21 protein-coding genes are annotated in these 21,928 nt (G+C 46.5%); 4 read left to right on the forward strand and 17 right to left on the reverse strand.

Annotated features, from left to right (window positions below; translation table 11 throughout):
- Genes TPET_RS06895 through TPET_RS06905 form a run of 3 tightly spaced genes read right to left on the reverse strand, consistent with a single transcriptional unit; the run spans position 1 to position 2,772 of the window.
- Positions 1-333 (reverse strand): anti-sigma factor antagonist, encoded by a 333-nt coding sequence (locus TPET_RS06895; RefSeq protein ID WP_011943825.1) that lies wholly within the window; start codon positions 331-333, stop codon positions 1-3.
- 1 nt (position 334) lies between these two features.
- On the reverse strand, positions 335-2,074 hold the full coding sequence (gene aspS / locus TPET_RS06900) for an aspartate--tRNA ligase (RefSeq protein ID WP_011943826.1): 1,740 nt from the start codon (positions 2,072-2,074) through the stop codon (positions 335-337).
- Positions 2,068-2,772, reverse strand: coding sequence for an eIF2B alpha/beta/delta subunit family protein (locus tag TPET_RS06905; RefSeq protein ID WP_011943827.1), 705 nt, complete (start codon positions 2,770-2,772; stop codon positions 2,068-2,070). Before TPET_RS06905 ends, aspS begins: the two co-directional genes overlap by 7 nt.
- A 199-nt stretch (positions 2,773-2,971) precedes the next feature.
- On the opposite strand from TPET_RS06905, the gene TPET_RS06910 reads away from it, so the two are divergent.
- Genes TPET_RS06910 through TPET_RS06925 form a run of 4 tightly spaced genes read left to right on the forward strand, consistent with a single transcriptional unit; the run spans position 2,972 to position 6,612 of the window.
- The gene (locus TPET_RS06910; RefSeq protein ID WP_011943828.1) at positions 2,972-3,727 is read left to right on the forward strand and encodes a DUF4912 domain-containing protein; all 756 of its coding nucleotides are present in this window, start codon (positions 2,972-2,974) and stop codon (positions 3,725-3,727) included.
- 4 nt (positions 3,728-3,731) lie between these two features.
- A complete protein-coding gene (locus TPET_RS06915) occupies positions 3,732-5,318 on the forward strand; it encodes a glycoside hydrolase family 57 protein (RefSeq protein WP_011943829.1) in 1,587 nt (528 codons plus the stop codon).
- The gene (gene rsmA, locus TPET_RS06920; RefSeq protein WP_011943830.1) at positions 5,315-6,097 is read left to right on the forward strand and encodes a 16S rRNA (adenine(1518)-N(6)/adenine(1519)-N(6))-dimethyltransferase RsmA; all 783 of its coding nucleotides are present in this window, start codon (positions 5,315-5,317) and stop codon (positions 6,095-6,097) included. Before TPET_RS06915 ends, rsmA begins: the two co-directional genes overlap by 4 nt.
- Positions 6,082-6,612, forward strand: a complete 531-nt coding sequence (locus TPET_RS06925; RefSeq protein WP_011943831.1) for a glycerol-3-phosphate responsive antiterminator — start codon at positions 6,082-6,084, stop codon at positions 6,610-6,612. Before rsmA ends, TPET_RS06925 begins: the two co-directional genes overlap by 16 nt.
- Here TPET_RS06925 and TPET_RS06930 read toward each other — a convergent pair.
- From TPET_RS06930 to TPET_RS06995, 14 genes are all read right to left on the reverse strand, one after another.
- Positions 6,569-6,964 carry a CoA-binding protein gene (locus TPET_RS06930; RefSeq protein WP_011943832.1) on the reverse strand — a complete coding sequence of 132 codons (396 nt, stop codon included), beginning with the start codon at positions 6,962-6,964 and terminating at the stop codon, positions 6,569-6,571. The genes TPET_RS06925 and TPET_RS06930 overlap by 44 nt on opposite strands.
- Positions 6,915-7,331: a DUF1667 domain-containing protein gene (locus TPET_RS06935; protein WP_011943833.1), complete on the reverse strand. Its 417-nt coding sequence runs from the start codon at positions 7,329-7,331 to the stop codon at positions 6,915-6,917. The genes TPET_RS06930 and TPET_RS06935 overlap by 50 nt, the downstream gene beginning before the upstream one ends.
- Before the next feature lies 1 nt (position 7,332).
- Positions 7,333-8,544 carry an NAD(P)/FAD-dependent oxidoreductase gene (locus TPET_RS06940; RefSeq protein WP_011943834.1) on the reverse strand — a complete coding sequence of 404 codons (1,212 nt, stop codon included), beginning with the start codon at positions 8,542-8,544 and terminating at the stop codon, positions 7,333-7,335.
- Complete coding sequence (locus tag TPET_RS06945; RefSeq protein ID WP_011943835.1) at positions 8,541-9,980, reverse strand: NAD(P)/FAD-dependent oxidoreductase; 1,440 nt, start codon at positions 9,978-9,980, stop codon at positions 8,541-8,543. Before TPET_RS06945 ends, TPET_RS06940 begins: the two co-directional genes overlap by 4 nt.
- 78 nt (positions 9,981-10,058) lie before the next feature.
- Complete coding sequence (locus TPET_RS06950) at positions 10,059-10,502, reverse strand: glycerol-3-phosphate responsive antiterminator (protein ID WP_238374295.1); 444 nt, start codon at positions 10,500-10,502, stop codon at positions 10,059-10,061.
- A gap of 91 nt (positions 10,503-10,593) precedes the next feature.
- Complete coding sequence (gene glpK, locus TPET_RS06955) at positions 10,594-12,084, reverse strand: glycerol kinase GlpK (RefSeq protein ID WP_011943837.1); 1,491 nt, start codon at positions 12,082-12,084, stop codon at positions 10,594-10,596.
- An 83-nt stretch (positions 12,085-12,167) separates the two neighbouring features.
- Complete coding sequence (locus tag TPET_RS06960) at positions 12,168-13,868, reverse strand: methyl-accepting chemotaxis protein (RefSeq protein ID WP_011943838.1); 1,701 nt, start codon at positions 13,866-13,868, stop codon at positions 12,168-12,170.
- Between the two features lie 108 nt (positions 13,869-13,976).
- Positions 13,977-14,591 (reverse strand): redox-sensing transcriptional repressor Rex, encoded by a 615-nt coding sequence (locus TPET_RS06965; RefSeq protein ID WP_011943839.1) that lies wholly within the window; start codon positions 14,589-14,591, stop codon positions 13,977-13,979.
- A complete protein-coding gene (hydA, locus tag TPET_RS06970; RefSeq protein WP_011943840.1) occupies positions 14,584-16,521 on the reverse strand; it encodes a bfurcating [FeFe] hydrogenase subunit alpha in 1,938 nt (645 codons plus the stop codon). Before hydA ends, TPET_RS06965 begins: the two co-directional genes overlap by 8 nt.
- Positions 16,522-16,534: 13 nt before the next feature.
- A complete protein-coding gene (gene hydB / locus TPET_RS06975; RefSeq protein ID WP_011943841.1) occupies positions 16,535-18,415 on the reverse strand; it encodes a bfurcating [FeFe] hydrogenase subunit beta in 1,881 nt (626 codons plus the stop codon).
- Complete coding sequence (gene hydC / locus TPET_RS06980) at positions 18,408-18,893, reverse strand: bfurcating [FeFe] hydrogenase subunit gamma (protein WP_011943842.1); 486 nt, start codon at positions 18,891-18,893, stop codon at positions 18,408-18,410. Before hydC ends, hydB begins: the two co-directional genes overlap by 8 nt.
- 12 nt (positions 18,894-18,905) lie before the next feature.
- Complete coding sequence (locus tag TPET_RS06985; protein WP_011943843.1) at positions 18,906-20,045, reverse strand: SpoIIE family protein phosphatase; 1,140 nt, start codon at positions 20,043-20,045, stop codon at positions 18,906-18,908.
- Positions 20,032-21,597 carry a [Fe-Fe] hydrogenase large subunit C-terminal domain-containing protein gene (locus TPET_RS06990; protein ID WP_011943844.1) on the reverse strand — a complete coding sequence of 522 codons (1,566 nt, stop codon included), beginning with the start codon at positions 21,595-21,597 and terminating at the stop codon, positions 20,032-20,034. The genes TPET_RS06985 and TPET_RS06990 overlap by 14 nt, the downstream gene beginning before the upstream one ends.
- Positions 21,590-21,817, reverse strand: coding sequence for an NAD(P)H-dependent oxidoreductase subunit E (locus tag TPET_RS06995; protein ID WP_012896473.1), 228 nt, complete (start codon positions 21,815-21,817; stop codon positions 21,590-21,592). Before TPET_RS06995 ends, TPET_RS06990 begins: the two co-directional genes overlap by 8 nt.
- Positions 21,818-21,928 lie beyond the last annotated feature (111 nt).

The following is a 21,928-nucleotide window of genomic DNA, read 5'->3' on the forward strand; positions in this document are numbered from 1 at the left end:
TCACGCCTCCTCCACTGTATCGGTGATTTTGAAGATCTTGTCGAGGTGGGTGAGCTTGAATATTCTCAGTATGCTTTCCTTTAAAGAGCTGAGAATGAATTCCTTTCCGTTGATTTTCGCATCTTTCAGGATCACAACGAGTGTTCCAAGGCCCGCGCTGTCCATATACGAGACAGACGATAGATCAAGGACGATCTTCTTCTTGCTGGTAGTCGAGATGAAGCTTCTCAGCTGTTCTTTCAACTCCGAAGAGTTGTAAGCGTCTATCTCTCCCTGAACTCTCACGATGGCTTTATCGTCCTGTTCAACGATATCGAGTTTGAGGTTGTTCATGTTATCCCTCCTCTATTCTGATTCTGAGTTCTCTGAGTTGTCTTTCATCAACTTCAGCGGGAGCCCCTGTCAAGAGACACACACCGTTTCCTGTCTTTGGAAACGCGATCACTTCTCTTATGGAACTCTCACCGGCTATGATGCTCACCAATCGATCCAGTCCGAAAGCTATCCCACCGTGTGGTGGAACACCGTACCTGAACGCTTCAAGGAAGAAACCAAATTTTTTCTGTGCTTCCTCCTCGCTCAACCCAAGAAGTTTGAAGATTTTCTCCTGAATATCCCTTCTGTGAATTCTGATACTTCCTCCGCCGACTTCGTAGCCGTTAATGACCAGGTCGTAGGCTTTCGCTCGAACTTTCGTGTAATCATCACCCAAGGTTTCCAGGACGGGCATTGTGAAGGGGTGGTGCCGTGCGACGAATCTCTCTTCTTCCTCGCTCCACTCGAAGTATGGAAAATCAACTACCCAGAGTACGTCGAATCCTCTGGCAAGGTGCGAGAAGCGTTCTTTTCCGATTTCCAGCCTCAGCGTTCCAAGGGCTTCGTTGAGGAGGTTTCTATCAGTGTGGGCCGCTATGAGACAGACGTCTTCTTCGTTCATGTTTTCCGTTTCTGCAATTTTTCTGAATTCTTTTTCAAGGTGTTTCAGGTGTGGCGATGTGATTCCACCTTCCACTTTGAACCAGATGAGACCGCCGAGACCGAGTTCTTTCATTCTCGCCATTAGTTCTTCGCCTTTCTTTCTGCTCATCTCCGAAGCGAATCTGGGAACGATGAATCCTTTCACGCTTCCTCCTTCATCGAGAACGTTCCTTACCACCTTGAATTCTGTGTTCACAAAAGCGTATCCAAAATCTCGAAGTTCCATTCCGAATCTTCTGTCTGGTTTGTCCGTTCCATACTTTTCCATCGCTTCGTCGTACGTGATTCTGTCGAAAGGAACTTCGAGATCGACGCCCAAAGATTCTCTGAACACTCTTGAAATCATTCTTTCGCTCACATTCAGCACATCTTCTACATCGACAAAAGACATCTCCACGTCAACCTGGGTGAACTCCGGTTGCCTGTCTGCTCTAAGGTCTTCGTCCCTGAAGCATCTGACTATCTGGAAGTATCTATCGAAGCCGGAGATCATCAAGATCTGTTTGAAAAGCTGAGGAGATTGAGGCAGTGCGTAGAACTTTCCGGGCCTGAGTCTCGAAGGTACGAGGAAATCCCTTGCTCCTTCCGGAGTGCTTCTCGTGAGAAAGGGAGTTTCTATTTCAAGGAAACCGAGTTCATCGAAGTAATCTCTGATGATTTTTGATACTTTGTATCTCAAAATGATATTTCTCTTCATTCTCTCGGAACGAAGATCTATGTATCTGTACTTGAGTCTCATTTCTTCCTTTGGTGCTTCACCAGGATAAAAAGGAAGCGGATCGGCAAGAGACAGGATCTCTATTTTTTCGGCAACGACCTCTATTTCTCCTGTTTCGATGTTCGGATTTTCCGTTCCTTCCGGCCTTTTTCTCACAATTCCCTCAACCAGAACGACGGATTCTCTTGTGAGTTCGTCCACAACGCTGTAAGCTTCACTGTTCACATCGCACACGATTTGAGTTTCACCGTATCTGTCTCTCAAGTCGATGAATCTCACACCGCCGAGGTCTCTGATCCTGTCCACCCATCCACACAGTTTCACTTTCTTTCCCTCGTCTGTTGCTCTCAATTCTCCACACGTGTGAGTTCTCAGCATAATGTCCCTCCCTCAGGGTCAGTTATTATCGCCGTTATCAACTCAGACGGTACCACTTCGAAAAGGTTTGTATCTTTCAGCTTCTTTGAACCGAATTTGAAAGGATCCGCTACAACGAAAAATGGCTTCTTCGACTCTTTGCTCAGAATGGCAAGAGTGGTGGTTCCCACTTTGTTTAAAACATTTCCCGATTCGTCCACGTAGTCGGCTCCTACCAGACAGACATCAACCATCCTGAGAGTCCTGTAGGCCAGCAGATCTTCCACAGGTTCAGCGTGAAGATGCATCTTCCTCAAAGATTCTACCAGGACTTTTCCTTCTCCGCCCGGGTGTGATTCGAGAACAAAAATTACAGGAGGTTTGGCTTTTCGAAACACCTCCAGCAGTGTTTTGCTGTTACTCAGTGTGAGAATTTTTTTATTTTTGAAGAGATTCGCAGCGTATTCTATCGTTCGTATGAAAGATTTCCCCACAGCTCTTTCGAATTTCTCCAGTTCTCTCAAGGAGTGGTTTTCCAGAAAAAAAGCCAGTTTTTCGAGAACGGCCATGGGTTTCTCTTCACAAAAAATACTTATCTCCTTCGATACTTTTCTGGGATTGAACCTTTCAGAGTGTACTTTGAGAAATTTTAACAACTTTTCCAGAACTTCCTGGGATCCCTCTGTGTTCAGCTCTTTCAAAAAACGCAAAACTTCCATAACCCCACCTCTATAGTATTCTACCCCAAACTTTTTTATTCTGGATTCGACAGTTGTAATTGGGCGCTTTCTAATATGAACCATGATTATCGATAATTATTTGGAAATATCTTCTCAAATCTCCGAAAATCTAATGTTTACAACATAATCCATCTGTGTTATAATTTTTTAAAACGAAGATTAACTGGGAGGCGAAATCATGAAAGGAGAAGAGATACTGAAGTGGCTCGACTCAAACCCGAGCATTCAGGATCTCAAGAGATTCGCCAAGAGTTTGGGTCTGAGAGTGAAAAAGGCCATGAAGAAGAAAGAGGTCATAAAGCTCATCAAGGAACATATGGAATCCACTTTTTCGACGACATATTCTTCCTCAGGTGTTTCAAAGACCGTTCAAAAGAGAGAAGAGAAGGATCTCAATCTTCCCAAAACCTACGATAAAAATAAGCTCGTTCTCATGCCGGTTAATCCGTATGTGGTTTTCGCTTATTGGGACTTCGATCAGAGAACAAAAGAACTGATGAAACAAAAAGCCAGAGAAGGAAAGGCAGTGATCAGACTCTACGATGTAACTTTCATCATGTTCAATGGGACCAACGCACACAGAACGTTCGAACACAGACTCGATGAACTCACGCTCGGCGCTGGGAACTTCTACTTCAACGTTCCTATGCCGAGGGCGGATTATATCTCGGAAATTGGATATCTCGATGATGAAGGAAAGTTTGTTCCGCTACTGAGGTCCAACGTCACCAGAACTCCCGCCGTTTCTCCTTCGACCTCTTCCAGGGAAAGATGGTACGACTTGAAAAATAAAAGGCGAACAGTGGCGCTGTCCGAGGGAAGCCTCATAAAGCCCGTGGAAAAAATAAGGGGTGTTACCTCACCCGGATTTCCTTCTGGACAGGGTATGATGGCCCATGGAATAATGTGGGAAATTTTCAGGAGCGGGAGGTAATCTTATGAGAGGAAAAATACTGATATTTCTGCACGCACACCTTCCATACGTTCACCATCCTGAATACGATCATTTTTTAGAAGAAAGGTGGCTTTTTGAGGCTATAACAGAAACTTACATACCGCTTTTAATGATGTTCGATGAAATAGAGGATTTCAGGTTGACCATGTCGATCACTCCTCCACTGATGGAGATGCTCTCCTCCAGAGATCTTCAGGAGAAGTACGAAAGACACATGGGAAAACTGATCGAACTCGCAGACAAAGAAGTGGAGAGAACGAAAAAAGAACACCCGCTGAAACACAAGATGGCCAAATTTTACCGCGAACATTTCGAAAAAATTCTGAACGTGTTTCGCTCTTACGATGGAAACATTTTGGAAGGATTCAGAAAACATCAGGAGACCGGGAAGCTGGAGATAGTAACCTGCAACGCCACACACGCGTTTTTACCGCTCTATCAGATGTACCCAGAGGTGGTGAACGCTCAGATCACAGTTGGTGTGAAAAACCACGAAAAACACATGAAGAAACATCCGAGAGGTATCTGGCTTGCGGAATGCGGATACTATCAGGGGCTGGATCTTTACCTTGCCCAGAACAACATTGAGTATTTCTTTGTGGATTCTCATGCCTTCTGGTTTGCCGATGAGCAACCCAGATACGGCGTCTACAGACCCATCATGACGCCGAGTGGTGTCTTCGCCTTTGCGCGGGATCCGGAGTCGAGTGAACAGGTCTGGAGTGCAGCCGTTGGGTATCCTGGTGATCCAAGGTACAGAGAATTCTACAGAGATATAGGTTTCGACAGAGAAATGGAGTACATAAAAGATTACATAGACCCTTCTGGAGTCAGGATAAACACCGGAATAAAATACCACAGGATAACTTCGAAGAGCTTGGACGCTTCGCAGAAAGAATATTACGATATAGACCTGGCCATGGAAGCGGTGGAAGAGCACGCGAGGGACTTCCTCCACAAAAAGGAAAGTCAGGCAAGAAGACTTATGGATATAATGGGGGTCGAGCCTGTTATCGTAGCTCCCTTCGACGCTGAGCTCTTCGGTCACTGGTGGTTCGAGGGTGTGTTCTTCTTGAAGAGATTTTTCGAGCTGGTGAATGGATCGAAAGATCTGAAACTTGTCACCGCATCCGAAGTTATAGACACTCTCGAAGAAGTTCAGATCGCCACACCCGCCGACTCAAGCTGGGGTGCTGGAGGATACTACGAAACATGGCTAAACGGAACGAACGACTGGATCTACAGACATCTTCACGAGATGATCGAGAGAATGATAGATCTTTCCAAAAAATATTACAACAGTTCCGATCCTCTCGTGGAAAGAGTTCTGAATCAGATGTTGAGAGAGCTCTTTCTCGCACAATCGAGTGATTGGGCTTTCATCATGACCACAAGAACGAGTGTTCAATACGCGGAAAACAGGACGAAGATTCACATAAAGAGGTTTCTGAATCTCTACGATCAACTCGTTTCTGGAAGAATAGACGAAGAGATGCTAAGATACTATGAGTGGACGGATGCCATCTTTCCAGAGATAAACTTCAGAGTGATGGCGAGGGACGTGATTTGAAGACATCTGATTATCTGAAAAAGTACGGTGTAAAATTGAAAAAGCACCTGGGACAGGTCTTTCTTTCAGACGATAGAATAGCGAAGCGCATTGTGAAAGAGGTCGGTCTGACTCCGGAAGATGTGGTGGTGGAGATAGGAGCCGGAGCTGGAACACTCACAGAGGAGCTCGCTAAAACTGGTGCGAGAGTCATTGCCTACGAAATCGACGAAAGTCTTGCTCCGGTTCTTCGAGAAAGACTTTCGAAGTATCCCAATGTAGAATTGAGATTCGAAGATTTTCTGAAGGCGAAAGACATTCCTGAAGGTGCAATTTGTGTGTCTAACATCCCCTACAGCATAACAGGTCCCATCATGGAAAAGATCATAGAATGGAAGTTCAAAAGAGCCATCGTTATGGTTCAAAAAGAGGTTGGCGAGAGAATTCTGGCGAAACCCGGAAAGAAAACGTACGGATACCTTTCGGTTGTGGTTCAGACGTTTTACGAGGTGAAAAAGCTTTTCGATGTTTCAAGATCATGTTTTGTACCGAACCCTGAGGTTGACTCCACGGTTGTAGATCTGAGGAGAAAATCCGTGGATCTGGATTTTGAAAAATTCAGAAAATTCGTCTCGATGATATTCGCAAAAAAAAGAAAAACGCTCAAAAATAATCTAAGACCGTTTCTTTCTGTCTTCGAGGGAGTAGATCTGTCGAGAAGAGCGGAACAACTTACCGTTGAAGAAATCGTGGAATTCTATGAAAAGTGGAGGAGAGCGCTCGAATGTTCAAAGGAATAATAGCCGCGCTGTGGGACATGGATTCCGTAGGAGAAATAGAGCCCGATGTGGTCTTCCTTTTGAAAAGCGACATTTTGAGTTTGAAGTTCTACCTAAAAATTCTAAAAGACAGAGGAAAAACCGTTTTTGTTGATATGGATTTTGTGAGCGGACTTGGGGAGGGGGAAGAAGCGGTTCTGTTCGTGAAAAAGGCCGGTGCCGATGGTATCATTACGATAAAGCCAAAAAATTACATCATCGCAAAAAGAAACGGGGTTCCCGCTGTCCTCAGATTCTTTGCTCTCGACTCGAAAGCGGTCGAAAGAGGTATCGAACAGATCGAAGCACTCGGAGTAGATGTGGTGGAAGTTCTTCCGGGGGTGGTGGCCCCAAAGGTGGCTAAAAAAATACCCGGCAGGACCGTGATCGCCGCCGGGCTCGTTGAAACAGAGGAAGAAGCTCGTGAAATTCTCAAACACGTTTCGGCGATCTCTACAAGTTCAAGAACCCTCTGGAAGATGAGGTTTCTACCATGATACACTTTTCGGCGGAGTATTCCACGTCTTTCAAAGAATCGAGGAATCCTTTGATTTCTTCTGAGAACGCTCCCGGTTGATACCAGAACCTTCTGAAACCTGCGTTGTACGCCTTTTTTGTTTCTTCAAGTGCGACTTCGGGCGGAACAACGAAGACTATCACATCGATATCTCTGGGAAGCTCTTCCACGTTTTTGTAAACTTTGAGGCCTTCTATTTCGTCGTATTTGGGATTCACCGGTAGGACTTCGAATCCCTTGGAGACCAGATCTTTGAGGATCACGTTTCCGTACTTTCTTGGATTAACCGTTGCTCCCACCAATGCTATCCTTTTGAATTTCTTTGGATCCATCTTCTAACCTCCTCACCGTTCTTGTTACAACAAGATTCGCTCCCGTTCCAAAAAGATCCCTTAAAACAACATCACCGGCCTTCACGGGGGCTTCCACCCTGATTTCTCTGACGATTTTCATGAGTTCCGGTATGAATCTTTTCGGAATCGGTTTGTCTGTTTTAACGGACGCGAGTGGAAGTTCTCCGTTCAGTACCCTGATGCTCGTCGGAACAACCCTTTTTGGATCCTTTATCTCATCTTTTGCGTATTCAACACCCCGTGGACACCTGTTTCCTGTGATGGATTTTATGTGGCCGTCTTCAGTTAGCTCCACCTTAATTTTACACCCGATCGGGCACTGAACGCAAACGACATTTTTGAACATTTCAATTCACCTCCTCGACGGACACCACGATTTCATCGAGTCCTTCGAGATCCCTGTCGGAAATTCTCACTCTCAGCATCTCACTCGGTATGAGATCTTCGAACTCTTTTTCGAACCTTCCAACTACAAGTCTTCCCTTCTCCATGGGTTTCTTCACCCTCAAGTAGAGAGTGAGAGGTTCTGCGGGGGTGTACCAGATCGGATGAACCACCATCACGTTTTTTCCAGGTGTCACGGGAATCTTTTCTCGTGGGATCTCGTCTTTCACGAACTTCGCCGCGTACCGTCCCGCCGTCTCACCCTCGTAGCTCACGTAATCCACCAGGTCAAAGATCACTGTGCAGTTTCCAGCGGAAAAGATCCAGTCTCTGGAGGTCTGGCCTATATTTGAAACTCCCACACCTCTTGAGGTCGGATTTTTCACCACCAGATTTTCTATCAACTCCACCTGAGGAATGAGTCCAACAGACAACACCAGCGTGTCCACTTTGAAAACTCTCTCCGTTCCTGGAATGGGTCTGAACTGTTCATCCACTTTCGCGACCACAACTTCTTCTAATCTTTCTCTTCCCCTCACCTCAACGACTGTACTGGAGAGGTACAAAGGTATGCTGTAGTCCTCAAGACACTGTATCACGTTCCTGAGGAGACCTCCCGCGTACGGTAGACGCTCCACAACACCGACAACTTCCATACCCTCGAGAGTGAGCCTTCTTGCCATGATGAGACCAATGTCTCCGGAACCCAGTATGAGGGCACGTTTTCCGGGAAGTCTGTTCTCAATATTTATGAGTCTCTGGGCAACACCGGCTGTGAAGATACCGGAGGGTCTGTCTCCTGGGATCATGAGGCTACCGAAAGGTCTTTCTCTGGCACCTGTCGCGTAGACGAGTGCCCCCACTTCTACTTCCTCTATGCCATGTTCAGTGACGAGGATTACTCTCCTGTCTTCAACACGTTTCACATAAGCGTTTGTCAGCGCTCTTATTCCCATCTTTTCCATCTTTTCCTGGAATCTCTCAGCGTACTCAGGTCCTGTGAGCTCCTGCCTGAAATAGTGAAGACCAAAACCGTTGTGTATACATTGGTTCAGTATTCCTCCAGTTCTTTCGTCTCTCTCGACGAGGAGAACCTCTGCCCCTTCCTCTTTTGCTTTCAACGCCGCTGCCATTCCGGCAGCTCCGGCTCCTATCACCATCACATCGACCCTCATTCTCTCACCTTCCCGTTCACAACCCAGCTGTTCTCCGATTTCATTCTTATTTCCGACATATCCACACCGAGTTCTCTCTCCAGAATCTTGAGAATTCGAGCCATGCAGAAGCCCCCCTGACACCTCCCAAACATCGCTCTTGTTCTGAACTTGATCCCATCAAGGGTCCTCGCCCCTCTTCTTATCGCCTCGACAATTTCCTTCTCTGTCACTTCGTTGCAGAAGCAAACGAGTCTTCCCGCACGTGGATCTCTTTCTATTTCCCTTCTCCACTCTTCAAGAGGAAGTTCCGAATAGTGAACGATTCTCTTTCTTTCTGGTTTGAAGTCTTTTTTCTTCTCAAGAGGAATTCTCATTTTTTCCTGGATCAACTCTTCAACAACGTACTTTGCCACCGCCGGCGCTGCTGTGAGACCAGGAGATCTTGTTGCCATAACGTTCACGAAGTTCTTCACCGTCTCGCTCACTTTTATGAAGAAGTCTTTTTGTGGACTTTCCGGTCTCAGCCCTGAGAAGGTTTTCACCACGAGGGAGAAATCGAGGGAAGGTACGAGTTTTTTTGTGAATTCTCGAACTTTTTCGAGACCTTCTCTGGTGGTTATGGGTCTGTCCTTCATCTCTTCGGGAAGGTCCTCGGCAGTTGGTCCCAGAAGGATTCCACCATCGACTGTGGGAAGAACGAGTATCCCTTTCGAGACCTTAGTGGGTGTGGGGAATATGACCCTTTTTACCAGACCCTGAAGTTTCTTATCAAGGAGAATGTATTCGCCTTTTCTCGGATGCAGGGGAACGTACTCTGCACCGGCTAACTTCGCTATCTCGTCTGCGTGGAGCCCAGCGCAGTTTATCACGATATCCGCTTCGTATTCGCCTTTGCTGGTGTGAATCTTCCTCACTCGACCGTTGACTTTCTCAAAGCCAACGACGCTTTCTCCAAGAACGAGTTTCAATCCGTTCTGGACGGCGTTTTCCACGGCTGCTATGGCAACCATCCAGGGTTCTGTGATGCCAGCAGTGGGAGCGTAGAGGGCATATTTGACCTCTGGGTTCAGATTCGGCTCCATGGAAAGAACTTCGTCTCTTTCCAGGATGGTCAAACCTGGAACGCCGTTTTCTTCGCCCTGTTTTAGGAGACGTTCGAGTTCCTTCAGTTCTTCATCGTTGAACGCCACTACGAAAGATCCAATTCTTTTGAAATCAAAATCCAGCTCTTTCGAGAGGTCTTCGTACATTGCATTGCCTGACGCGCAAAACTGTGCACGAACGCTTTCAGGTGGATCGTCGTAACCAGCGTGAACGATGGCTGAATTCGCCTTTGTTACTCCCCAGCCTACATCCAAGTTCTTCTCTATGAGAGTCACTTCCAGATCGTACTTCGTTAACTCTCGCGCTATCAGAGAACCAAACACTCCGCCACCTATGACGACAGCCTTCATCGTTTGCACCTCCTTAAACAAAAAGAGCCATACCCCACTCTCGTGGGATATGGCTCTCTCTTTTCTCTCTCTCCTCAATTATATTATTTTCCACAGATCTTTGCAACTCGTTGATATTGCTTTTGCTCCAGATTCTAAGGCAGCGAAAACTTGCTCTTTTTTCCTTATCAACCCTCCTGCTATTATGTCTCCAAAATATCGTTTTGTTATCTCCTTGATGAACTCTGGAACTATACCGGGAAGAATTTCTAGAAAATCTGGCTCTAAGTCTTCTGCCTGAGCCAATCCACTTTCTAAAGCACCGGAATCTACCAAGAATACTCTTTGAATAATTCTCATACCCAGTTTTCTGGCTATTTTCAAAAGATGAATGTGTGTAGAAATTATACCGTCGACACCTACAATTTCTCTTAAAAATTCAAGTGAACACCTGTCTAATGAAAGCCCCTTTACGAGATCCACGTGAACGAAAACTTCTTTTTTTCCGTTCTTGAGTTTGTAGACTATTTCTTCGATGTTCATCACAGTTCCTGTTAACAAAAATAAGAAGGTGACTCTAAAGCTTCTTCGATATCTCCTTCTGCTCTGATAGCTGGAATCACGGGATACAGATTCACTGTTTTTCCCATCCAAGGGATCTCGACACTGCCTCTTTCCATTTTGAATACAGCCTCTCTCTTTCCTCGGAATTCATAGAGGGTTCAAATCTTCTGTCGAGTTGCCAGAGAGAAGCTATCTCTTCTTGATCTTTCCAGTACCCAACCGCGAGTCCTGCAAGGTAAGCAGCTCCAAGGGCTGTTGTTTCGTTCACAACGGGCCTTTCAACGGGAACTCCGAGGATATCGGCCTGGAATTGCATCAAGAAGTTGTTCACAACAGCTCCACCGTCGACTCGAAGTGTATCTACTTTTATGTCGCTATCTTTCTCCATGGCTTCCACCACATCCTTTGTCTGATAGGCTATCGATTCAAGAACGGCCCTTACTATATGCTCTCTGGTGGTACCTCTGGTTATGCCTATTATCAGACCCCGCGCGTACATGTCCCAGTAGGGAGCACCGAGTCCGACGAACGCGGGAACGAAGAACACCCCTCCGTTGTCTGGCACTTTTGTGGCGAGTTCTTCGGTTTCTGCGGCGTTTGAGATGATCCTCAGACCATCCCTTAGCCATTGCACAGCGGCGCCAGTGATAAATATGCTGCCTTCAAGGGCATAGTAAACCTTCCCGTTTATTCCCCACGCGATGGTTGTGAGAAGACCGGATTTCGATTCGAAGGCTTTCTCTCCGGTGTTCATGAGGAGGAAACATCCTGTCCCATAGGTGTTTTTCAACATACCGGGCTGGAAGCAGGCTTGTCCAAACAGTGCTGCCTGTTGATCTCCAGCGTTTCCAGCTATAGGTATTTCCACTCCGAAGATATCTTTTGCTGTGTAACCATACACGTGACTTGACGGCATCACCTGTGGAAGCATCGGCCTCGGTATGTTAAGAAGTTCCAAGATGTCATCGTCCCAGTCGAGTTTGTGTATATTGAAGATCATTGTTCTGGAAGCGTTTGAGTAATCGGTTACGTGAACCTTTCCACCCGTGAGATTCCATATGAGCCAGGTGTCAACTGTTCCAAAGAGTACTTCGCCCTTTTCTGCCTTTTCTCTCACTCCTTCGACGTTGTCGAGAATCCACTTGATCTTCGTTCCAGAAAAGTACGCATCAATGACGAGACCTGTTCTTTCTCTAATGAACTCTGAGTATCCTCTTTCTTTGAGATCGTCACAGATGGGAGCGGTTCTTCTGCACTGCCAGACTATGGCGTTGTAGACAGGTTTCCCGGTGTTTTTGTCCCAGACGATGGTGGTTTCTCTCTGATTTGTGATACCTATGGCAGCGATGTCTTGTGGTTTTATCCCTGCCTCTTCGATAGCTTTCTTTGCTACTTCGATCTGTGATTCCCAAATTTCCATGGGATCATGCTCTACCCACCCCGGTTTTGGATAGATCTGTCTGAATTCTTTGTTGACTTTCGATACCACGTTTCCTTTTTCATCGAAAACGATCGCTCTGGAGCTCGTTGTACCTTGATCAAGAGAGAGAACGTACTTCATACAACCCCCCCTTTTGAACATAAAAAGCCCCGGGGAACTTTCCCCAGGGCTCTCTCATTCTCTGATGGATATTCTACCAGATGTTAGATCCTGAACCTTTCCACATCTTTTTTCAGCTCATCCGAGAGTCTCTTCAGCTCCGTTCCGGCATCCGCGATCCTTCTTGCAGCCTTTTCCTGTTCCGTGATGTGCGCGGATACCTCTTCTATTTCGCTGGCGACCGTTGTGGTTGTCTTGGCAACCGCGTCGAGCGCACTGCTCATCTCTTCAGAGGCCGCACTGAGTTCCTGTGCGCTTGCAGCGATTCCTTCGATTCTTGCGGCAAGATCTTCTATTCTGGCCACGATCTGGTTGAAGCTTTCGTAGGATTCTTCGACCAGTCTCTTGGCATCCTTCGTGATCTCCACGTTCTCTTTCGACATTTCGTTCGTTTTTTCAACACCTTCTCTGATGTTTTCGAGGATCTGGCTGATCTCTTCCGTCGCTCTCTGGCTTTCCTCGGCGAGTTTTCTGATCTCATCGGCAACCACCGCAAATCCTCTTCCCGCTTCTCCTGCTCTTGCTGCCTCTATAGCCGCGTTCAGTGCTAGGAGGTTCGTCTGCTCTGCGATACTCTGGATGGTTCTTACGATCTCCTCGATGTTTCTTGCGCTCTCCGTCACACTCGAAACGACATCGGCTGTTTCTCTGGAATTCTCTGAGACGTCTTCCACCTTTTTGACCGCCTCTTCGAGGACCCTCTGACCGTTCCTCGCGAAATCTGCTATGTTGTCCGCGTTTTCTGAGATCTCCTGGATGAGTTTAGAGATATTCTGAGAGTTGGCAGAAACCTCTTCGGAACCTGATGTGACTTCCTCTATGGACGCGGAAGCGTTCTGAACCTCTTTGCTGATCGTCTCAGAAGCTCTCGCTATCTCTTCAAGGGCACTGCGAAGCTGCTGGGAGAGGGCAAAAAGCTCCTCAGAAACTCTCTCCACCTCGTCTTGAGATTTATCGATCTCCTGAACCATCTTTCTGAGATTTCCAACGGTTTCGTTTAATTTCTGTGCTATGAGACCGAACTCATCCTTCGATTTTATATCAACGGAGACAGACAGATCTCCACTCGATATCTTCTCGAGGGCAACCAAAACGGCTTTTGTCTTTCTCGAAAGCACTCTTCCATAGAAGAAGACCGCTATTATCACTGCGATTCCTATTACTAGAATTACTATCACATCTTCAAATATGAGATTTCCAACTGCTACTTTCACATCATCCACGTATATTCCAGTTCCGACGATCCATCCCCAGGGTTCGAAGAGTTTCACGTAAGAGACCTTGGGTTCTGGTTTGTCGCTTCCTGCTTTGGGCCAAGAATAAGAGACGAACCCTTCTCCTTTTTCTTTCGCTACTTTCACCATTTCGTTGAACAGGTACACACCGTTCGGGTCCTTGTAGTTGCTCAGATCCTGACCGTTCAATTCTGGTTTGGTGGGATGAAACACCATCCTGGGATAGGTGTCGTTGATCCAGAAGTAGTTGTTGTCGTCGTACCTGATCTTTCCTATCAGTGATTTTGCCAGTTCCTGCGCCTGTTCTCTTGTGAGCTCTCCTTTTTGCTCCATTTCGTAGGCTCTCTCCAGAATACCGTACACGGATTCAACCAGATGTTTTACTTCTTCTTTTTTCCTTTCCATGATCGAGTTGAAAACGGTCGTGTTCAAAAGAACGTACTGTGTCACAAAAAACGCCAGGACAATCACCACGCCGATTACCAGAACTTTAGAGGCGATACTTCTCATGTCTGAAACCTCCTTGTTGAAATGTTTTTGAAAATTAACTTAGCACTGGAATTATAACATAATGAAAAAAGGGGCTGAACGCCCCTTTTTTTCTTTTCGAGACGTTTTTCACTTCTTCAGAAGATGTTTTATTGTGAGAAGAGACTGAGTTAGGTCTTCGTCCACGACTATGGCACCTTCTGGAAGGTCGAGATGAACTCCCGTGAAGTTCCATACGGCTTTTATTCCCTTTTCGATGAGAAATCTGGCTGTAGCCTGCGCTCTGTCCTTTGACACGCACAGTGCGGCTATCTCCGCATCGAACCTTCTGATGACTCTTTCCAGAACGTCCAGTTCTCTGACAGCGAATTCTCCTATGAACTTTCCCACGTTTTCCTTCTCTGTATCGAACACGGCTACGACTTTCACACCGGCTTTCGAAAAGTCCAGGCTCAACAAAGCCCTTGCGAGGTCATTTGCTCCAACGATGATCATGTTAGTGGTGTTGTTCACTCCGAAGAGATCGTCGAGTTCTTTTCTGAGTTCTTCCACATCGTAGCCGACCCTGGGCTTTCCCTGACATTTGAGATAGGAAAAGTCTTTCCTCACGAGGTCCGGGTTTATTTCGAGGAATCTTGCGATCTCATCAGAGGAGATGTAAGGTTTTTTTGTCGCTTCCAGAACTTTTCGGTACATCTTCAACCTTTCAAAGGTAGATCTTGGAAGATGTATCATCTCAGCCATTTTTCGAAAGCTCCTCCAGCACCTTCTCAAAAGTGGCACCACCTATGATTTTATCATCCACGATCACGTTCGGAGAAGCCCCGCAGTTTTCCACACAGAACGTTCCCAGCACTTCTATTTTTCCTTCCCTATCGTTCTCTTTGACGTAATCAACGAGCTTTTTCAGTATTTCGTAAGATCCTTTCGTGTAACAGGAGGTTCCAAGACAGACTTTCACCGTTCTCTTTTCACCGTTTGGAACGGGAAGTATTTCCACATCTTTTTCCGGGTATCTTCTCCTCGGTCGGTAGGTGGTGTGGAGAATCTCATGTCTTGTGTGTTCGTCTTTCAGATCTTCTTCGTAGAGTTTCATGAGGAAGAGGTTTTCCACGGGTGTGAGGAGAGATTTTATTCCCATGGTGTCTCTTAGCACTTTTGCCCTGTGTTCTCTGATTCTGGAATCGTTCGGGTAAGGCTGTCCTCCTCCACCCACACATCCGTAGTTACAGGCCATTACTTCGATAATCTCCACGTCTTTTCTTTCTTCGAGGAACTTCTTCACCTTACCAAGACCGTATATGACGGCTCCTTTGAAAGACGTACCATCTTTGAGTGTAACTTCCGCTACCCTGATGCCATCTTCTGGAGATTTCACGTCGACTTTTTCTATGCCGATTTCCTCGTTCAACACAGAAAGAACACAGGAGAAGACCCCACCGGCTTTTCCAAAACCGAGACCCGCCTGCGAAGACACTCCGTAAGGTCTGTCGAACGGCTGGGGTTCTATTCTGTTTATGTCTATTCTGCTCATCTTGATGAGTTGAGCAAGTTCTCTTGTTGTGAGGACAATGTCAACGATTCCTTTGTGTTCTTCTCTTTCTGCTTCGAACTTTTTAGCGGTACACGGCATGAACGAAACGAGGAAGATCTTTTCTTCAGGAACACCGAGTTTTCTTGCGTAGATCTTCTTTATCACCGTGCCAAGTGCCTGTTGAGGTGATTTCACGCTCGAGAGATTCTGAAGGTACTGAGGATAGGTGTGCTCAGCGTGCTTCACCCACGCAGGACAGCATGAGGTGAACTGTGGAAGTCTTTCTCCTTTTTTGAGTCTTTCGTAGAACTCGTGGGCTTCTTCGTAGGCGACAAGATCTGCTCCGAACGACACATCGAAAACTCTATCGAAGCCTATCGTTTTCAGGAAAGAGACGAGTTTTTCCGCCATTGCGACGTCTTCGTCTATTCCAAACTCTTCCTGAATCGCAGCTCTCACCGCGGGTGCGATCATTCCTATCACGATCTTGTCGCTTTCAAGAGCTTCAATCAACTTGTCTATATCGTTTCTGATGCTCAGAGCTCCCGTTGGACAGTATGCTACACACTGTCCGCAGAGCACACACTCTGTCTCTATGAGGGGAGTATTAAAAGCGGTCGTCACGACGCTTTCAAAACCGCGCTTGGCGAACTCGATAACACCGACTCCCTGGATCTCTTCACACACGCGAACACAGTCACCGCAGAGGATACACTTGGATGTATCTCTCACTACCGGAGCGGATTCGTCCCTGACGTGTTCTTTCTTGAGAGCTTCGAATCTGATCTTTCTTATGCCGAAGTCTTCAGCGTACTTCTGAAGTTTACAGCTTCCGTTTCTATCGCAGGTGGTACAGTCTCTGTTGTGAGTTGCAAGGATGAGTTCGAGGATGTTCCTTCTCATTTCGTATATTTCGGGGGTGTTCGTTTTTACCTTCATACCTTCGTAAGGTTTCAGGGTACAGGAAGTGGTGATCTGACCGTCGATCTCCACAAGGCACATTCTACAGGCTCCATATATAGAAGCCTCCGAAAGATAACACAGATTCGGAATCTCTATCCCCACGTTCTTCAGCGCTTCAAGGAGGTTACGCTCGTTGTCATTTATGATAACTTCTTTTCCATCAACGTAAATTTTCATTTTTCTTCCCTCCTCAGACAAGCTCTATGGCTTTGAACGGACATTTACTCGCACAGAGACCGCACTTGACACACTTCTCCTGATTTATCGTGTACGGTTTTCCTCTTTCTCCGGTTATGGCGTTCTGTGGACAGGATCTGGCACAGAGTCCACAGCCTTTACAGATATCCGGGTTGATGACGTATTTCTTGAACGCCGTACACATTCCGCTTGGACATTCTCCTTCGATGTGTGCAATGTACTCCTCTCTGAAGAGCTTCAGGGTACTGAGAATGGGGTTGGGAGCGGTCTTTCCGAGCCCACAGAGAGAAGCGGTCTTTATTGTTTTTGAGAGGTGTTCGAGAGCTTTGAGATCCTCGTATGTAGCTTTTCCGTGGGTGAACTTTTCCAATATGTTGTACGCCTGCATGGTGCCTTCCCTGCACGGCACGCACTTTCCACAGGATTCCCTCTTGGTGAAATCGAGGAAGAACCTTGCAACCTCTACCATACACGTTTTCTTTGTAATCACGACTATTCCACCGGATCCTACCATCGCATCAGCTTTCTTCAGTGTGTCGTAATCGAGGGGCATGTCGATGAAATCTTCGGAAAGACACGCTCCGGACGGTCCTCCAATCTGAACCGCTTTGAACTCTTCTCCTTCAACGAATCCTCCACATATGTTGTAGATGATATCTCTCAAGGTGGTGCCGAATTCAACTTCGATGATACCGGTGGCTTTGAGGGGACCGGCAACGGAGAACATCTTGGTTCCCGGTGAGTTTTCCGTTCCGCGTTTTCTGTAGTTTTCCACACCGTCTCTGAGTATTCTTGGTATGTTCGCGTATGTTTCCACGTTGTTTATGAGGGTGGGTTTACCCCAGAGACCGGATTGAGCCGGGAACGGTGGCTTTGGTCTGGGCATACCTCTTTTCCCTTCTATGGAAGCGAGCAGTGCTGTTTCTTCACCGCAGACGAACGCGCCGGCACCTTCCTTCACCTCGAGGTCGAAAGAGAATCCAGTACCGAGTATGTTTTCCCCAAGAAGACCGAGTTTTCTGGCATCTTCTATGGCTTTTTTGAACATTTTGACTGCGAACGGATACTCAGCCCTTATGTAAGCGTAGCCTTTCTGCGCACCAACCGCGTAACCCGCTATTATCATTCCCTCGAGAACGAGATGGGGGTCTCTCTCGAGGAGGGTTCTGTTCATGAACGCTCCGGGATCTCCTTCGTCACCGTTGCAGACGACGAATTTTATATCACCCTGCGCTTTTCTGGTGAATTCCCATTTGAGACCTGTTGGAAATCCTCCTCCACCTCTTCCTCTGAGACCGGATGCCTTCACCGTTTCTATGATTTCTTCCGGTGTCATTGAAGTGAGGGCTTTGACGAGAGACTCGTATCCACCCCGTGCGATGTAGTCTTCTATACTGTCACACTCGGACTCACCTATGGCTTCCATGATGTAGAAATCCTGGTTTTTGAAAAGCGTGGTGTCCTCTATTCTGGGAACCTTTTCTCCCGTGAGGGGATCCGTCAGAAAGAGTCTTTCTATGGGCTCACCCTTGAGGACGGTTCTGTCCACGATCTCCGGGACATCTTCGGGTACAACATTTGAATAGAAGAACCTGTAGGGCATGATCTTCACGAGGGGACCGGAAGAACACCTTCCACAGCACCCTGTTCTGTTCAACGTGACTTTGTCATCATCGATCTTTTCCAGCGTGACCTGTCCGAGGAGGTTTCTCTTTTTGAGCTCTTCTTCGAAAGCGCTGTAAACTTTGAGAGCACCTTTCGCAGTACAACCAGTTCCGACGCAGACGTATATAGAGACACCGTTCAGTTTTTTCTCTCTCAGGGTTTTCAGTTTGTTTGCGTACTGGACGAACTCTTTCGCGTTCTTAAACATTGGCGCTCTCCCTCTCTTTCTCTTTTATTTTTCTCAGGATTTCTTTCACCTTATCGGCCGTGAGGTTTCCATAGACCTCACCGTTTATCACCATGACCGGTGCGAGCGCGCAGGCTCCGAGGCATCCAACCTGATCGAGACTGAACATGAGATCTTCCGTGACGTTTCCAGGAGTGAGACCCGTTTCTTCTTCGATTGCTTTGAGTACTTCTGGAGATCCTGCCATGTGACAGGCAGTCCCATCGCACACCATGATCGCGTACTTTCCTTTTGGTTTCAGAGAGAACTGAGCGTAAAAAGTCGCCACTCCGTAGATCTTTGCGGGAGGAATTCCCATAGCGGTGCTCACGTAGTTGATCACATCCTCCGGAAGGTACCTGTAGATCTCCTGGATCTCGAGGAGGATCTTTATCAGATTCTCTCTCTTGTAACCGTATTTCTTCAAAATTTCTTCGACCTTTTCGAAGTGTCTTTCCAACGCCAACACCTCCTAACAGTATTGAACGTTCACTATTTTTCCCCTTTCTCGAAGGATCTGAGCGATATCCTTGACCAGTCTGAACTTCAAAGAGATATCGTGGCTGAACAGAGGATTCTGATGAGCCGGGTTTATTGCCCTTCCAACGAAGAAGTTGATTTCATCGGCCTCCAGAAGACTTTTGACGATGAATTTTGCACCGTACCCCAGTTCGTCCGATTGCCCTTCGAGGTACCTGAACACCTGAGTCAGGGTGACGATTCCTTCCGTCATGAGATCGATTCCTTCCATGTATCCAACAGGCGGAGAGTTTTCCGAGAGGGTGTACAGATCGATCTCAACTTTCTTTCCTGTAACCCTTTCAAAGATCTGACCTGTTGTTCCTCCGCAAACGATCTTTTTTCCAGGAAGGCTGAGAAACGTTCTCACGTACTCTTCGTCTTTTTTTCTGTCCTCAGGTGGTCCGACGAACAGATTCAGAATGCGCTTTTCTCGGAAATTCAAGCAAGCAACGAGTGTATCATCCCCTCTCACTTCTTGGTCCAGTTTTTCTGCGAGCTTTACAAAGTGCCTGACGATGTTTTCGGGAGAAACGTGGTTTTTCAGAAGATGCTTCATCTCTTTTTCTATGTTTTCCACACCGAAACCCAGTGGAAAAAGATCCGTTCCCATTCCCGCCTGAGAGAGTCCATCCGTTGCCAGAAAGAGTAGAGTTCCAGCTTCAGGTTGAAACTGCCATACGAACACTTTTTTTCCTTCTATCTCGAGTTCCAGCTTCTCAGGAAAGACCCTTCTTTCTCCTTTGAACAGCATCACAACCGGAAACTCGTATTCGACGACGGTGCAGGTATTGTTTTTGAAGTCGCACACCACGGAGCACAAATTGGAGTAGCTGATTTTTCTTACTCTGCAAATGGGGAGTGTCGCGAGGATCGTTCTGAACACATCTGCTACAGGAAGACCTTTTATCAGCATCGTGGAGGCTATGGTTGATGTGAGAGTTGAGAGAATACTCGCTTTTATCCCGCTTCCCAGTCCGTCGGAAATGCTGACCACTATTTTTTCACTTTCTCTCTTGACTTTTATCGAGTCTCCACACACCTCTTCGCCTTTTTTGTTCTTCGAGGCAAAAAAGACATCACAGGTCAGCATTTTCTCCCTCCATGAACCTCTTCAGCTCCATGAAACTGCTCTTGGTTTCCGCGATGGATTCACCGAGTATCCCAGCAATTTCTTGAGCGATTCTCATTTGTTTGTTCAGCATTTCTTCGACCTTTCTGAGTGTTTCCTTTTTTACCTTGTCGAGCTCTTCGTCTTTCAGTTTTTCCTGCGTAATATCCACTAGCATGATGACTTCTTCTCCATCCTCGAGAGAAAATTCCTTCACAAAGAAGAATCTCTTCCCTTCGATGTTGAGAGTTTCTCCCACAGAGCCCTTCGCACATTCCAGGATCCCAGGATCCTTCTGGATCAGTTCCCCAGCTACCCTGTTTCTGTAGATCACTTTTTCGTCTTTCAAAACGAATACAGCGTTTGGAGATTCTTCAACGACTCTGTAACTGGAAGATTTGACCAGATCAAGCAGGTACACAAAGCACATCTCCTTTTCCGCTTTTCCAAGGACCACGGCCCTGGCTTTTTCACGGCACGAATCGTATCCACACGCACCGCAGTTCAACTCTTTGGACGGATCGTCTTTTCCTATGGACACGAGAACCTTTTTTATTTCCTCTTCTGGAACTTCCACGTTCCTGGACTTGTTTCTGTAGCTCCTGAAGGTATCGATCTTGAGGTGATTCACCTTCGGTTCTTTTGGGAGTTTCTTCTGCCATTCAAGAAGCCTTTCTTTTCCGTTGCTTTTTTTCTTCATCACAGGTCCGTTCAAACAGCTGCCGTAGCATGCGGAAGCCTCTATGAAAACACTTTTGTATTCATCTATCCTGGAAAAGACTCTCATCAGGTTTTCGATACCTTCAACCACGAGCTTTTTTTCCCATGGGACAGAAACGGTGTAGCCTATACCGTCCGTTGTCGGATAAAACCGAGCCCTGTCTGGATACGGACCGTCCGGAAGAGCTTCTTTTCCTTCTCTTTCTTCGAGGATCTCCTCGAGTTCTTCGAAGGTGAGTGCAACGTCAACGAGGTCGCTTTCGGATTTCTTTGCTATGCATGGTCCAACAAACACAATTGGGAAGTCACCGTATCGTGTCTTCAAAAACTTCGCGTGCGCCATCAGAGGAGAATCAACAGGTGCAAAATATTTCAAAACATTAGGAAAATGTTTCTCAGCGAGATTAACAACCACGGGACAGGCAGTTGTTATGAGGGGACCAGGGTGTTTTTCAAAGACCTCTTCGTACCTTCTGGAAACGATCTCCGCACCCACGGCTGTTTCCTGAACAACCACAGCACCCATCTCTTTCAAAATACCGATAACTCTCAGAGGATTTTCAAAGTAAGCGAAAAACGACGGTGCTATGGAAACAAGAAACGGTCTGGACAAACTCAGAAATCTTCCAACGTCTTTCCGATAGCTTCTTGCATTCTGAGGACAGATATCTAAACATAACCCGCAAAAAACACATTCTTCTTCTAAAACTGTTGATTTTCCCGATTTGAAAGATATGGCTTTAACAGGACAGTTTCTCAAGCACTTGTAGCAGTATCTGCAATCCGTTTCTCTCGAGAATATGAGTTCAGCCATTTTGAAGCACCCTCTTTAGAATTTCCTCAGCATTTTCAGGAGTTACTCTGCTGAACAGTTGTCCATCGATTTCAACGCAGACTCCCTGAGAGCAGTTTCCGAAACACAATGAACCGTACAGCTTGAAGTTGTATTTCTTTTGAAGCTCTTGAAATCTCCTGACAACCTCGTAAGATCCCTTCAAATGACAAGAACTCCCCATACATACTCTCACAATCATGTCCATCGTTCCTTTCAAATCGTGAACCTTTTCACGTTATATTTTTCACTATTTTTCAGGAGAAGTCAAGGGAGTGATATATGTTGTTACCTACTTCACAAGTTTTGTAAA

It is taken from the genome of Thermotoga petrophila RKU-1 (genome assembly GCF_000016785.1).
Classification (GTDB): Bacteria; Thermotogota; Thermotogae; order Thermotogales; family Thermotogaceae; genus Thermotoga; species Thermotoga petrophila.